1 protein-coding gene is annotated in these 16401 nt (G+C 74.4%); it reads left to right on the top strand.

Translation table 11 applies throughout. The features are described 5' to 3' along the window. Positions 1-95 precede the first annotated feature (95 nt). On the top strand, positions 96-16400 hold the full coding sequence (locus tag E6R60_RS30470; protein WP_136329932.1) for a type I polyketide synthase: 16305 nt from the start codon (positions 96-98) through the stop codon (positions 16398-16400). Position 16401 lies beyond the last annotated feature (1 nt).

Raw genomic sequence — 16401 nt, 5'->3', positions numbered from 1 at the left:
TGTGCGCGGCCCTTCGCCTTCATAGCGTGACCCGCAGTGGTGCGGTTCCCTGGTGAATTCCGTCCGGTCACGGGCGACAATTGTGTGGAGTGCAGATGACTGAGTCGGAAAACTTCGTCTCTGGCACCGACGGTGTGCCGGACGGGGGCACGGAGCGGCAGGCCGCACTCGTGCGTGAGCTGGAATCCCTCCCCACCTCGGAGCAGACCCGGGTGCTGCTGGACCTGGTACGCGAGAACACCCTGGCCGTACTGCGGCAGACGCGGCCGGACGCGCGGACCGCGGACCCGGCACGCGCCTTCCGCGAGCTGGGACTCGACTCCGTGGCACTCGTGGCCCTGCACGCCCGGCTGATCGCCGCCACCGGCCTCCCGCTGCCCCCTACCGTCGCCTTCGAGCACCCCTCACCGGCCGCTCTCGCCGCCCACCTGCGCACCGAGGCCCTGGGTCTGCCCGACCTGCCCGATCCGGTCGTCGCGCCGGGCGTCGCCACCGACGACCCGATCGCGATCGTCGGCATCGGCTGCCGCTACCCCGGAGACGTGTCGTCCCCCGAGGACCTGTGGCGGCTGGTCGCGGACGGCACCCACGTCCGCGACGAGTTTCCCGGCGACCGCGGCTGGAACCTCGAGCGCCTCTTCGACGACGACCCCACGACCCCCGGCACCACCTACGCCCGCCACGGCGGATTCCTGTCCGGCGCCGCCGAGTTCGACGCCGACTTCTTCTCCATCAGCCCGCGTGAAGCGCTCGCCATGGACCCCCAGCAGCGCCTCGTGCTGGAGACCGTGTGGGAGGCCGTGGAACGGGCCGGGATCGACGCGCGGACCCTGCGCTCCAGCCGGACCGGCGTCTTCGTCGCCGCCGAGCCGCAGGAGTACGCGATGCGCCTGCACGAGGCGCCGGACGGACTGGACGGGTACCTGCTCAGCGGGAACGCGCCCAGCGTGGTCTCCGGGCGGGTCGCCTACACGCTCGGCCTGGAGGGCCCGGCGCTGACCGTCGACACCGCCTGCTCGGGTTCGCTGGTCGGCCTCCACCTCGCCGTCCAGTCGCTCCGGCGCGGCGAGTGCACCCTCGCCCTGGCCGGCGGGGTCGCCGTCATGGGCAGCCCCGGCGTGTTCACCGCGTTCAGCAGGCAGCGCGGTCTCGCGCCCGACGGCACGGTCAAGGCATTCGCCGCCGCGGCCGACGGCACCGCGTTCGCCGAGGGGGCCGGCGTCTTCGTCCTGGAACGCCTGTCCGACGCGCGGGCCAACAACCACCCCGTCCTCGCCGTCGTGCGCGGTACGGCCATCAACCAGGACGGCGCGTCCAACGGTCTGACCGCCCCGAGCGGCCGCGCCCAGCGCCAGGTCATCCGCCAGGCACTCGCCGACGCCCGGCTCACCGCAGGCGAGGTCGACGCCATCGAGGCGCACGGCACCGGCACCACGCTCGGTGACCCCATCGAGGCCCGGGCGCTGCTCGCCACCTACGGGCAGGAGCGCGCCGGGGGACCGGCCTGGCTCGGCTCGGTGAAGTCCAACATCGGCCACACGCAGGCGGCCGCGGGCTCGGCCGGACTCATCAAGATGATCATGGCGATGCGTCACGGTCTGCTGCCCGCGACGCTGCACGTGGACGCCCCCTCGCCCAACGTCGACTGGTCGGCGGGGGACGTACGCCTGCTGACCGAGCCCGTGCCGTGGGCGCCGGGCGAGCGCCCCCGCAGGGCCGCCGTCTCCTCCTTCGGGGTCAGTGGCACCAACGCCCACATCGTCGTGGAGGAACCGCCCGCCGAGACCGCGCGGAGCGAAGCCGGGAGCGACAGTGCCCCGGCCGAGGACGCCCGGCCCCTCCCGGTGACCCTCTCCGCGAAGAGCGGGGCCGCCCTGCGCGACCAGGCCCGACGCCTGCTGGCACACGTCGAGGACACTCCGGACGCCCGGCCGCTCGACCTCGCCCACTCCCTGGCGACCACCCGTGCCCTGCTGCCCCACCGCGCGGTCGTGCTCGCCGACGACCGACCGGGCCTCCTCGACGGGCTGCGCGCCGTGGCCGACGGCCGCGACGCCCCGGCCGTGTTCGGCTCGGTCACCGAAGAGGGCGGCACGGCCTTCCTGTTCACCGGTCAGGGCAGCCAGCGCCTCGCCATGGGACGCAGGCTGTACGACGCCTACCCGGTCTACGCCAAGGCCCTCGACAACGCCATCGGCTACCTCGACCTCCAGCTCGACCGCTCCCTGTGGGAGGTCCTGTTCGCCGACGAGAACAGCCCCGACGCGGCCCTGCTGGACCGCACCATGTACGCGCAGGCGGCGCTGTTCGCCGTCGAGGTCGCCCTGTTCAGGCTCCTGGAGTCCTGGGGCGTCCACCCGGATCACGTGGCCGGGCACTCCATCGGCGAGCTGACCGCCGCACACGTCGCGGGGGTGCTCTCGCTCGACGACGCCGCCACGCTCGTCGCCGCGCGCGGCCGGCTGATGCAGGCCCTGCCCGAGGGCGGCGCCATGATCGCCGTGGAGGCCGACGAGGAGACGCTGCACCCGCTGCTCGCGCACTGCCGCGACACGGTCAGCATCGCCGCCGTCAACGGCCCCCGCTCGCTCGTCCTCTCCGGTGACGAAGCGACGGTCACCGAACTCGCCGGACGGCTGGAGTCCGACGGCCACCGCACCAAACGGCTCCGGGTCAGCCACGCGTTCCACTCACCCCTGATGGCACCCATGATCGAGGAGTTCCGGCAGATCGCCCGGATCCTCACCTACAAGGCGCCGAAGCTCCCCGTCGTCTCCGCCCTCACCGGCAGACCGGCCACCGCCGAGGAACTCACCGACCCCGAGCACTGGGTGCGGCACATCTGCGCGCCCGTGCGCTTCCACGACGCCCTCACCTCCCTCACGGACCGCGGCGTCACCACCTTCCTGGAGCTCGGGCCCGACCCGGTGCTCTGCGCCATGGGCCGCGCGAGCACCGGCCCGTCCGCGGTGTTCGCCCCGGTCATGCGGCGCGGGCAGGACGAGCCGCACCAGTTGCTCGCCGCCCTGGCCGTCGCCCACACGCGCGGCACCCCCGTCGACTGGCACGCCTTCTTCGCCGGCTCCGGCGCGCGACGCGTCGAGCTGCCCACCTATGCCTTCCAGCGCGAGCGGTACTGGCTCAGCGCCCCCGACGCCGCCCAGGACGCCACCGCGCTCGGCCAGATGGCAGCCGACCACCCGCTGCTGGGGGCGGTGGTGGGCCTCGCGGACACCGGCGGGGCCGTCCTCACCGGACGGGTCTCCCTGCGCTCACACCCCTGGCTCGCCGACCACGTGATCGCCGGCCACGTCCTGCTGCCCGGCACGGCGTTCGTGGACCTCGCGGTCCGGGCGGGTGAACAGACCGGCTGCGACCGCCTCGACGAACTGGTCATGGCGGCCCCGCTGACCCTGCCCACCACGGGCGGCGTCGCCCTCCAGATCGTCGTCGACGCCCCCGACGCCACCGGCCGGCGCGCCATCGCCTTCTACTCACGCGACGAGGACGCCCCCGCCGACGCCCCGTGGACCCGGCACGCCACCGGCCGCCTCGCCCCCCGGGACACCTCCGGGCCGCGGACAGCGGACTTCGCGGCGGGCGCCTGGCCGCCTCCGGGCGCCGAGTCCGTCGACCTCACCGGTCTCTACGAAGCCCTGGCCGGACAGGGCTACGGATACGGCCCCGCCTTCCACGGCCTGCGAGCGGTCTGGAAGGCGGGGGAGGGCGAGGTGTTCGCCGAGGTGCGGCTGCCCGCGACAGCGGGCGACCAGCCCTCCGCCTACGGGATCCACCCCGCGCTCCTCGACGCGGTCCTGCACGCCACGGACTTCGCCACCGCGAGCGGCACGGACACCCCGGACGACCGCGTCCTCCTGCCCTTCGCCTGGACCGGCGTCACCCTGCACGCCGCCGGCGCCACCACGCTGCGGGTACGCGTCACCGCCACCGGCACCGACGAGGTCGCCCTCGAACTGGCCGATGCCACCGGAGCCCCGGTGGCCTCCGTCGACTCCTTCCTCGTCCGCCCCCTCGCGACCGGCGGACTCGCCGCCACCGCCCACCCCGACGCCCTCCACCACGTCCGGTGGACACCGCTGCCGGCCCCCGCCGCCGCCCGGCCGAACCCCGACGCCGCCCTCCACACCTGCCCCGTGGCCGCAGGACCCGATGTCGCCGCCGACGTCCGTACCGCCCTCGGCGCCACGCTGACGGCCGTACAGGACTGGCTCGCGGACGAGCGGTCCGCCACCGCCCGGCTGACCGTACTCACCCGGGGCGCGGTCGCCGCCGCCGCGGGGGAGCCGGCCGCGCTCGCCCAGGCGCCCGTCTGGGGCCTCGTGCGCTCGGCCCAGTCCGAACACCCCGGACGCTTCCTCCTCCTCGACACCGACGGTTCCCTCGGCACGGATGAACTGCTGCGCCTCACGTCGGACACGGACGAACCCGAAATCGCCCTCCGCGAAGGCGTCCTGTACGTCCCCCGGCTGACCCGCACCACGCAGACACCGCACACCGCCACCCCCTGGCGCGCCGACGGCACCGTCCTGATCACCGGCGGCACCGGCGGGGTCGGGGCCACCGTCGCCCGGCACCTGGTCACCGCACACGGCGTACGCGGACTGCTGCTCACCGGCCGCCGGGGCGCGGAGGCCCCCGGCGCCGAGGAGCTCCGCGCCGAGCTGACCGCACTCGGCGCCGAGGTCGTGATCGCCGCCTGCGACGCCGCCGACCGCGACGCGATGGCCGAGGCCCTGACCGGGGTACCGGAGGGGCTCCCGCTGAGCGCCGTGGTCCACGCGGCGGGGGTGCTCGACGACGCACTGGTCGACTCCCTCGACGACGCCCGCCTGGACACCGTCCTGCGGCCCAAGGCCGACGGCGCCTGGAACCTGCACGAACTCACCCGCGACATGGACCTCTCGGCGTTCGTCCTCTTCTCGTCCACCGCCACCGTGCTGGACGGTGCGGGACAGGGGAACTACGCCGCCGCCAACGTCTTCCTCGACGCTCTCGCCACTCACCGCGCCGCCCTCGGCCTCCCCGCGACCTCCCTCGCCTGGGGGCTGTGGACCGGAACCGGCGGCATGGGCGGCAGCCTCGACGAAGCCGCGCTGCGGCGCATCGAACGCCTCGGCCTCCAGCCCCTGTCCGTCACGGAGAACCTCGCCCTGCTGGACCGTGCGATCACCACCGAGGGCCACCCCGCCGTCGTCCCCGTGCGACTGAACCTGCGCACGCTCCACACCCGCGGCGGCGATGTCCCGGCCCTCCTGCGCGCCCTGGTCCGACCGCAGCGCCGCGCCGTGGGCGGCGGAGGGGTCAGCGTCGAGCAGTCCCTCGCGCGCAGCCTGGCCGGTCTGACCCGCTCCGAGCGCGGTGAAGCCCTCCTCGACCTCGTCCGTACCCAGGTGGCCGCCGTCCTCGGCCACGACGGCCCCGAACGCGTCGTCACCACAAGGGCGTTCAACGAGATGGGCTTCGACTCCCTGGCAGCCGTCGAACTCCGCAACCGGCTGGGATCCGCCACCGGACTGCCCCTGACGGCCACCCTCGTCTTCGACTACCCGTCGCCCGGAGCCCTCGCCGACCACCTGGCCTCCCGGCTCGGCGGCGACGCGGAACTCCTGGCCGGCCGCCGGGCCGCTCCGACCGCCGGCACGGCGTCGGACGACGACCCCATCGCCATCGTCTCCATGGCCTGCCGCTACCCCGGCGGCGTGACGTCGCCCGAGGATCTGTGGCAGCTCGTCGAGGAGGGGCGCGACGTCGTCTCGGCGTTCCCCACCGACCGCGGCTGGGCCGGCGACATCCACGACACCCAGCCGGGCGCAACGGGCAAGAGCCTCACCGACCAGGGCGGATTCCTCTACGAGGCAGCCGACTTCGACGCCGAGTTCTTCGGAATCAGCCCCCGCGAGGCCCAGGCCATGGACCCCCAGCAGCGGCTGCTGCTGGAGATCGCCTGGGAGACCGTGGAACGCGCGGGCATCGACCCGCACTCCCTGCGCGGCAGCGACACCGGGGTCTTCGCCGGTGTGATGTACCACGACTGGGGTCTGCGGCTCGGCCCGCTGCCCGAGCACGTCGCCGGCTACCACGGCAACGGCAGCCTCGCCAGCGTGGTGTCCGGACGGGTCGCGTACACCCTCGGCATCGAGGGCCCCGCCGTCACCGTCGACACCGCCTGCTCGTCCTCCCTCGTCGCGCTGCACTGGGCCGCCCAGGCCCTGCGCCGCGGCGAGTGCGGCCTCGCCCTCGCGGGCGGCGTCACCGTCATGTCCACCCCCGACACGTTCGTCGACATGAGCAGGCAGCGCGGCCTGGCCACCGACGGGCGGTGCAAGTCGTTCGGCAGCGGTGCCGACGGAACCGGCTGGGGCGAGGGCGTCGGCATGCTCCTGCTGGAGCGGCTCTCCGACGCGGAACGCAACGGTCACCGGGTGCTCGGCATCGTCCGGGGCTCCGCGGTCAACTCCGACGGGGCCTCCAACGGCCTCACGGCGCCCAACGGCCCCGCTCAACAGCGGGTGATACGCAAGGCGTTGAGCGTAGCGGGCCTCAGCCCGGCCGACGTCGACGCCGTCGAGGGCCATGGCACCGGCACCGTACTCGGCGACCCCATCGAGGCCCAGGCGCTGCTGGAGACCTACGGCCAGGAGCGCCCCTCGGACGGCAGCCCGCTGCTGCTCGGCTCCATCAAGTCCAACATGGGTCACACCCAGGCGGCGGCCGGGGTGGCGGGCATCATCAAGATGGTGCAGGCGATGCGCCACGGCACCCTGCCCGCGACCCTGCACGCCGACGAGCCGTCGTCCCAGGTGGACTGGGACTCCGGCGCGGTGGCCCTCCTGACCGGGCCCACCGCCTGGCCGGCGCAGGACCGTCCGCGTCGTGCCGGGGTGTCGTCGTTCGGCATCAGCGGCACCAACGCCCACGTGATCATCGAGGAGCCCCCCGCCCCCGCACCGCAGGACGCGTCCGAGCCGGCCGGTCCGGCCTCCGGCCTGCTCGCCTGGCCGCTCTCCGCGAAGACCCCGGACGCGCTGAGCGCCCAGGCGACGCGTCTCCTCGGCCACCTCGCGACCCTCCCCGACGAGGCCGTCGCCGCGACGGGGCACGCCCTCGCGACGACCCGCGCCGCGTTGGACCACCGGGCTGTGGCGCTCGGTGCCGACCGCACGGAACTCGGCGCGTCCTTGGAGGCGTTGGCCTCCGGTGCGGGGTCGGTACGGGACGCGGTCAGCGACGGCAAGCTCGCTTTCCTCTTCACGGGTCAGGGTGCGCAGCGGCTCGGTATGGGCCGGGAGCTGTATGAGGCGTTCCCGGTGTTCGCCGAAGCCTTTGATGCGGTGCTTGCGGAGCTGGATGGCCGCCTGGGCCGTTCGTTGCGTGAGGTGGTGTGGGGCGAGGACGCCGGTCTGCTGAACGGGACGATGTTCGCTCAGGCCGGGTTGTTCGCGGTGGAGACTGCCCTGTTCCGGTTGGTGGAGTCGTGGGGAGTGCGTCCGGACTTCCTGGTCGGTCATTCCGTGGGTGAGATCGCGGCCGCGCATGTGGCGGGGGTGTTGTCCCTTGCTGATGCTGCTGAGTTGGTGGTGGCGCGTGGTCGGTTGATGCAGGGGTTGCCGGCGGGTGGGTCGATGGTGGCGGTGGAGGCGACGGAGGCCGAGGTCCTTCCGCTGCTGAACGCTGCGGTGGGGATCGCGGCGGTCAACGGTCCGCGGTCGGTCGTGGTCTCGGGTACGGAGTCGGCAGTTCGTGAGCTGGTCGCGGTGTTCGAGGCGCAGGACCGCCGTACGAGTGTGCTCCGGGTGTCGCATGCGTTCCATTCGCCGTTGATGGAGCCGATGTTGGAGGAGTTCGGGGCGGTGGTGGCGGGGTTGTCGTTCGGCTCCCCGTCGATTCCTGTGGTGTCGGGTGTGTCCGGGGATCTGGCCGAGGGCTGGGGTTCGGCGGCGTACTGGGTGCGGCATGTGCGGGAAGCGGTGCGGTTCGCGGACGCGGTCCGGTTCCTGGAGGACCGGGGCGTCACCTCGTACATCGAGATCGGCCCCGACGCCGTGCTCAGCGGCATGGGCCAGGACTGTGTCCGGGAAGCGGACGGGGCGGGGTTCGTCCCGACGCTGCGCCGGGACCGCCCCGAGGCCCGCGAACTCCTGGCTGCCGTCGGCAGGGCCCACGCGCGGGGCGCCACCGTCGCCTGGGACGCCTTCTTCGGTCTCCGAGGCATCGGACGGGGCCCGGACCTGCCCACCTACGCCTTCCAGCACCAGCGCTACTGGCTGGACCTGGCAGCCGCCCCCGGCGACCTCGATGCGGCCGGTCTCGAAGCGGTCGGCCATCCCCTGCTCAGCGCGGCGGTGGCGACACCGGACGACGGCGGGGTCGTCCTCACCGGGCGGCTCGCGATCAGCACCCAGCCCTGGCTCGCGGATCACGGGGTGCTGGGCGGCGTGCTGCTCCCCGGCACCGCGTTCGTCGAGCTGGCGGTCCGGGCCGGCGACCACGTCGGCTGCGGCCGGATCGAGGAACTGCTCCTCGAAGCGCCGCTCACCCTGCCTGCCAGGGGAGGGGTGGCCCTGCGCGTGGTCGTCGGCGCTCCGGACCCCTCCGGCGCCTGCACGGTCGGCATCCACTCGCGCGGATCCTCGGACCCCGACGCCCCATGGACCCGGCATGCCCACGGCACGCTGACCCGCGAAGCACCCGCACCCGCCTTCGACCTCACCCAGTGGCCGCCGCCCGGGGCCGCCCCGGTCGACGTCACGTCCGCCTACGAGCGGCTGCGTGAGCGCGGCTACGCCTACGGCCCGGCCTTCCAGGGCCTGCGTGCGGCATGGCGGCGCGGCGACGACGTGTTCGCCGAGGTCGCCCTCGACGGTCCCGCCCGCGACGAGGCGGCGGCCTTCGGCCTCCACCCCGCACTCCTGGACGCCGCCATGCACGCCGATCTGCTGACGGACGCGGCCGACGACGCGGCCACCCTGCTGCCCTTCTCGTGGAACGGCGTCACCCTGCACGCCGCCGGAACCCCCTCGCTCCGCGTCCACATCCAGCGGGTACGAGGCGACGAGGTGTCCGCCATCATGGTCGCCGACGAGAACGGCGCACCGGTGGCCACCGTGGATTCGCTCGTCTCCCGTCCCGTCACCCCGGAGCAGATCGCGGCGGCCTCCGGCACTCCGTCCGCTTCGCTCCACCGGATCGTCTGGCAGCGGACGGAGCCGGTCAGCGCTGACGCTACCCCCGCATACGACGTCCTGCACTGCCCGGCAGCGCCCGCGGGCCAGGACGTCCCGGAAGCGGTGCGCGCGCTCCTCCACCACGTCCTCGGCGCGGTACGCGACCGGCTCGACGATCCCGAGGCGGGCACCGGCCCCCTCGTCGTGGTCACCCGGCGCGCCGTGCCCGTGCGGGCGGGCGAGGACGTGGACGCGGTCCAGGCCCCCGTGTGGGGGCTGGTCCGTGCCGCGCAGGCGGAGAACCCGGGCCGGTTCCACCTGTTCGACGTCGAGGACGAGTCCGAGGCGACCGACGCCGCACTCTCCGCGGCCGTCCTCTCCGGCGAACCCGAATCCGCCCTGCGCGGCGGTGAGTCGTGGGTACCGCGGCTGGGCCGGGCCACCGCCCCCGAGCCCGCACGGCCTGCCCCCTGGGACACCGAGGGCACGGTGCTGATCACGGGAGGCACCAGCGGACTCGGCGCACTCGTCGCGCGTCACCTCGTCACGGAGCACGGCGTACGGCATCTCCTGCTGGCCGGCCGACGAGGTCCGGACGCACCCGGTGCGGAGGCGCTCGCCGCCGAACTGACGGGCCTCGGCGCCCACGTCCGGATCGCCGCGTGCGATGTGGCCGACCGCGACGCCCTGGCCGCCCTGCTCGCCGGGATCGACGCCGCCCACCCGCTGCGCGCCGTCGTGCACGCGGCGGCCGTCGCCGACGGCGGCCTGGTCGGCAGCCTCACGCCGGAACGGTTCGACGCCGTCCTGCGGCCCAAGGCCGAGGGCGCCTGGCATCTGCACGAACTGACCAGGGACACCGACCTGACGGCATTCGTCATGTTCTCCTCGGCCGGCGGACTCGTCCTCGCCGCCGGACAGGCCGACTACGCGGCGGCCAACGTCTTCCTGGACGCGCTCGCCGCCCACCGCACGGCGGCCGGCCTGCCCGCGACGTCGATCGCGTTCGGCATGTGGGAGGTCAGCACCGGGCTCGGGGGCGACCTCACCGAAGCCGACCTGGAGCGGATGCGCCGTCTCGGCCTGCCCGCTCTCCCCGGCGGCCGCGGCCTGGAGCTCTTCGACGCCGCCCTCCTCACCGACGAGGCCGTCGTCGTCCCCCTCACCATCGACGCCGCGGCGCTCGCCGCCCGCAGCGACGAGGTGCCCGCCCTGCTGCGGGGCAGGGGCCGCGCTCCCGTCCGCCGCACCGTACGGACGACCGCCACCGGCTCCGCCCTGGAACGCCGCCTGGCCGGGGCGGTCCCCGACGAGCGGACCCGCATCCTGCTGGACACGGTCCGCACCCAGGTGGCCTCCGTCCTCGGCCAGCCGTCCCCCGAGGCGATCGGACCCGACACCGCCTTCCGCGACCAGGGGTTCGACTCCCTCGCCGCCGTGGAGCTGCGCAACCTGCTGGTCGGCTCCACCGGGCTCCGACTGCCCGCGACGCTGGTCTTCGACTACCCCAACTCCCGTGCCGTCGCCGGATACCTGGACACCCTGCTCACCGGCACGACGGACACCCCCGCTCCCGCCGCCGCGCCGCTCGCTGCGCTCGACGACGACCCGATCGCGGTGGTGGCCATCAGCTGCCGCTTCCCCGGCGGCGTGCGCTCGGCCGAGGACCTGTGGGACCTCGTCGCCGAGGGTGTCGACGCCATCGGTGACTTCCCCGCCGACCGCGGCTGGGACGCCGACGCCCTGTACGACCCCGAGCCGGGGCTCCCGGGCCGCACCTACGTGCGCGAAGGCGGATTCCTCTACGACGCGGCGGAGTTCGACCCCGGCTTCTTCGGCATCATGCCGCGCGAGGCCCTCGCCATGGACCCGCAGCAAAGGCTGCTGCTCCAGTCGGCCTGGGAGACGTTCGAGCGCGCCGGGATCGACCCGGAGACGCTGCGCGGCAGCCAGACCGGTGTGTACGCCGGTGTGATGTACCACGAGTACGGCAGCCGGGTCACCGACGTCCCCGACGACCTGGCCGGCTACCTCGGCAACGGCAGCGCGGGCAGTATCGCCTCCGGCCGCGTCGCCTACGCACTGGGCCTCGAAGGCCCCGCCGTCACGGTCGACACCGCGTGCTCCTCGTCCCTGGTCAGCCTCCACATGGCCTGCCAGGCGCTGCGGGCCGGCGAGATCGACCTGGCCCTGGCGGGCGGTGTCACCGTCATGCCGACCCCGGAGATCTTCGTCGACTTCAGCCGGCAGCGCGGCCTCGCGGCCGACGGCCGCTCCAAGGCGTTCGCGGGCGCGGCCGACGGGACGAGCTGGGCCGAAGGCGTCGGCCTGCTGCTGGTGGAGCGCCTTTCCGACGCCCGCCGCAACGGGCACCCCGTCCTCGCGGTGGTGCGGGGCAGCGCCATCAACCAGGACGGCGCGTCCAACGGGCTGACCGCCCCCAACGGCCCCTCCCAGCAACGCGTCATCCGCAAGGCCCTGTCGGCGGCGGGTCTCGCCCCGGCCGACGTCGACGCGGTCGAGGGACACGGCACCGGCACCCGGCTGGGCGATCCGATCGAGGCGCAGGCCCTGCTCGCCACGTACGGCCAGGACCGCCCCGCCGACCGGCCGCTGTGGCTCGGCTCGGTCAAGTCGAACATCGGGCACGCCCAGGCCGCCGCCGGTGTCAGCGGGGTCATCAAGATGGTGATGGCCCTGCGCAACGGGCTGCTGCCCAGGACCCTGCACGTCGACGAACCGTCGCCCCAGGTGGACTGGGAGGCCGGCGGCGTACGGCTGCTCACCGAGCCGGTCACCTGGGCGGCCGGTGACAGGCCCCGACGCGCGGGCGTCTCCTCCTTCGGGCTCAGCGGCACGAACGCCCACGTCATCCTCGAGGAGGCACCGGCATCGGAGGCGAGCGAACCGGACGGCACCGCCGCCCCCCTGCCCGTCGTGCCGCTGCCGTTCTCCGCGCGCAGCGCCACGGCCCTCACCGCCCAGGCGGAGCGCCTCCTCGCGCATATGGAGGCGCATCCGGACGAGTCGTTGGTGGACGTCGGTTATTCGCTGGGGACGACGCGTGCGGTGCTGGACCACCGTGCGGTGGTGGTGGCCGCGGACCGAGACGCAGCGGTGCGGGCGCTGTCGGACCTGGCGGCGGGCCGGGAGAGCGCGGAGGCCGTGACGTCGGCGGACTCCCCGTCCACGGAAGGGCTGACGGCGTTCCTGTTCACGGGGCAGGGTGCTCAGCGGCCGGGGATGGGCCGGGAGCTGTACGAGGCGTTCCCGGTGTTCGCGGCGGCGTTCGACGAGGTGGTCGCGGAGTTGGACGCCCGGTTGGGCCGTTCCCTGCGTGAGGTGGTGTGGGGTGAGGACGCCGGTCTGCTGAACGGGACGATGTACGCCCAGGCGGCGTTGTTCGCGGTCGAGACGGCTCTGTTCCGCCTGGCCGAGGCGTGGGGCGTACGGGCCGATGTGGTGGCGGGGCATTCGATCGGAGAGATCACCGCCGCGCACGTGGCGGGTGTGCTGTCGCTGGCGGACGCCGCCGAACTCGTCGTCGCACGCGGCCGGTTGATGCAGGAGCTGCCCTCCGGCGGGGTGATGGTCGCGGTGGCCGCCTCGGAGGCGGAGGTGCTTCCGCTGCTGGGCGAGGGGGTGGGCCTGGCGGCGGTGAACGGTCCCTCGGCCGTGGTGGTGTCCGGAGCGGAGGAGGAGACGCTCGCGGTCGCGGAGCACTTCGCCGGCCTGGGGCGCCGGACGAAGCGGCTGAGCGTGTCGCACGCCTTCCACTCGCCGCTCATGGAACCCATGCTCGACGCCTTCCGGGAGGTCGTCGAGACGCTCTCGTACACGGCTCCCTCGATGCGCGTCGTGTCCCACGTGACCGGAACCGAGGCGACCGCCGAGCAGCTGACCTCGCCCGAGTACTGGGTCCGCCATGTGCGCGAGGCCGTCCGATTCGCCGACGGCATCGCCCACCTCTCGCAGCAGGGCGTCACCCGCTTCGTGGAACTCGGACCCGACGCCGTGCTCACCGCGCTCGCCGAGGCCAGCGCGGACGACTCGCCCGGCACCCTCACCGTGCCCGTGCTGCGCAAGGGCAGGCCCGAGGTGTCCACCCTGCTCGACGCCCTCGCCCGGCTGCACGTCGCCGGGACCGGCGTCCGCTGGGCGGAGGTCCTCGACGGCCGGGGCGGCCACAAGGTCGAGCTCCCCACGTACGCCTTCGACCGGACCACCTACTGGCTGGAGGCCACCGACCCCGTGGGCGGTGACGTGACCGGCCTCGGCCAGACCGCGGCCGCGCACCCGCTGCTCAGCGCCGTGGTCGCCTCCCCGGAGGCCGGCGGCGTGGTGCTCACCGGGCGGCTCTCCGTCCGTACGCATCCCTGGCTCGCCGACCACGACGTCCTCGGGACCGTGCTGCTGCCCGGCACCGGCTACATCGAGCTGGCCATCAGAGCCGGTGAGGAGGTCGGCTGCGAGGTGGTGGAGGAACTCACCATCGAGGCACTGATGCCGCTCCCGCCCCACGGCGGACTCGCCGTCCAGGTCGTCGTCGACGCACCCGACGCGGGCGGGCGCTGCTCGCTCGCCGTCTACTCCCGTGCCGACGACGCCCCGGCCGGCGCACCCTGGAGCAAGCACGCCAGCGGCGTACTCGCCCCGGGCAGCGGCCAGGCGCCGCCCCCCGGCGCCTTCGCCCCCGCCCCGGCCGACTGGCCGCCCACAGGAGCGACCGAGGTCGACATCTCCGGGGTGTACGACTACCTCACCGGCCAGGGCTACGGCTACGGGCCCATGTTCCGGGGCCTGCGCGGCATCTGGTCCCGGGGCAGGGAGACGTTCGCGGAGGTGTCCCTGCCGGAGGACTCCCTGGACGTCGGCAAGGACTTCCGGCTGCACCCCTCGATCCTCGACGCCGCGCTCAGCGCGACCGACTTCATGGACGGGCGCCGGCCCCAGGACGTCGGCGGCACCCAACTGCCGTTCGCCTGGTCCGGCGTCACCCTGCACGCCGCCGGTTCCTCGCGGCTGCGGGTGCGCATCACCGCCGTCGAAGCGCACCGGTCCCAGGGATCGGACGCGGTACGCCTCGAACTCACCGACCCCACGGGCGCGCCGGTCGCCACCATCGACTCCCTGGTGGTCCGCCCCGTCACCGCCGCCAAGGTCAACGCGGCAGCCGCCGCGGGAGGCGGCGGTGAGCACGAGGCCGTGTTCCAGCTGGTCACCCAGCAACTGCCGCTCGGCGCTGCCGTCGCCGCGGCCACGGACCGCTGGGCGGTCCTCGGCTCCGGCCTCGACGGCACTGCCGCGGCCTGGCCCGGTACGCCCTACGCGGACCTTTCCGCCCTCGACGCCGCCGTGACCGGCGGCGCCCCGGTGCCCGACGTCGTCCTCCTGCCCCTGCCGCGCTCCACGGACCACGACGACATCCCGGCGGCCGTCCGCTCCCTGACCGTCCAGGTCCTCGGCACGCTGCAGGCCTGGCTCGCGGACGAGCGCTACGCCCACTCCCGTCTCATCGTGATCACCCGCGAGGCCCTGCCCCTCCAGGAGGGGGAGGAGGCCGCCGGTGTGGACCTCGTCCAGGCACCGGTGTGGGGGCTGCTGCGCTCCGCGCAGGAGGAGTACCCCGGACGGTTCGTCCTCGTCGACTCCGACGGCAGCGACACGGCCCGCGAGTCGCTGCCCGCCGTGGCGGCGTCCGGCGAACCCGAGGCGCTCCTGCGGGGCGCCGAAGTACGGGTGCCCCGGCTGGCCCGGGTGCCCGCGGCGGCCCCCACCGCGGCCCTGCCCTGGGACGCCGAGGGGACCGTGCTGATCACCGGGGGGACCAGCGGCCTGGGCGCCGTCGTCGCCCGCCACCTGGTGGAGCGGCACGGCGTACGCCATCTCCTGCTCGCCGGGCGACGCGGCGAGGACGCGCCCGGCGCCACCGGACTCCGCGACGCACTGCACGGACTCGGCGCCCGCGTCACCCTCGCGGCCTGCGACACGTCCGACCGCGCGGCCGTCGACGCGATGCTGAAGGCCGTACCGGCGGCACACCCCCTGACGGCGGTCGTCCACGCGGCGGCGGTCATGGACAACGCCCTGCTCGCCTCCCTCACCCCCGCACAGGTCGACACGGTGATGCGGCCCAAGGTGGACGCGGCCTGGAACCTGCACGAGGCCACGCGTGGCCTGGACCTGAAGGCGTTCGTCCTCTTCTCCTCCTGTGCCGGCCTGGTCGTCGGCGTCGGACAGGCCAACTACGCCGCCGCCAACCGCTTCCTCGACGCCCTCTCCGCACACCGCCGCGCGGCCGGCCTCCCCGCCACGTCCCTGGCGTTCGGTCTCTGGGAGACGAAAACGGGCCTGGGAGGCGGGGTCACCCACGCCGACCTGCGGCGCATGCGCACCATGGGCATGCCGGCCCTGCCGACCGACGAGGGCCTGACCCTGCTCGACGAGGCCCTGGAACTCGACCGGCCGGTGCTCGTACCGATCCGGGTGGAGCGGGACCAGCACGCCCCGGCCACACCGCCGCACCTGCTGAAGGACGTGCTCGGCGCACCGGAACGGCCCGCCGTCCGCAAGGAGGTGCGAGCCCCCGCCGTCACCGCGGCAGCCGCACCCGCCGCCGAACTCGGCCTGGAGCAGCGGCTGTCCGGCATGAGGCCGGCCGAACGCAAGCGCGCGGTCCTGGAGGTCGTACGCGAACAGGTCGCCGGAGTCAGCCACGGCGTCGCGGCCACCATCGACGTCACCAAGGGCTTCACCGAGCTGGGCCTCGACTCGCTCGCGGCCATCGACCTCCGCAACCGGCTCCAGAAGGCCACGGGCCTCCGGCTTCCGGCGACCCTCATGTTCGACTACCCCAGCCCGGCGGTGCTGGCCGACTTCCTCCTCGACGAACTCCCGCCGGGCATCGAGGAGAACACCCCGGACGTGCCGGCCCCCGCACAGAGCGGCCCGGAGCCGGCGCGGACCGACGCCGACATCCGGCAGACCCTCGCCGGCATCCCCATCGACGCGCTCCGGGAATCCGGGCTGCTGGACGCACTGTTCGAAGTCGCCGCCCGGCCCGCGACACCCGTATCCACCACCGATTCCGGCACGCCCGCCCCGCGGGGCGAGGGGGCGCAGGCCGGCGAAGCCATCAGGACCATGGACGTCGACGACCTGGTGCGCGCCGCACTCGCGGCCGCCGACCCGACCCGGAACCCGAGCGAGGGCTGAG

Source organism: Streptomyces sp. A0642 (genome assembly GCF_004795105.1).
Lineage (GTDB): Bacteria > Actinomycetota > Actinomycetes > Streptomycetales > Streptomycetaceae > Streptomyces.
Note: the sequence above shows the minus strand (reverse complement) of the source record. Positions and strands in the feature narration are given on the sequence as shown.

Coding starts and splice junctions, on each gene's coding strand:
- E6R60_RS30470 (WP_136329932.1), top strand. CDS start 96: ATGACTGAGTCGGAAAACTTCGTCTCTGGCACCGACGGTGTGCCGGAC.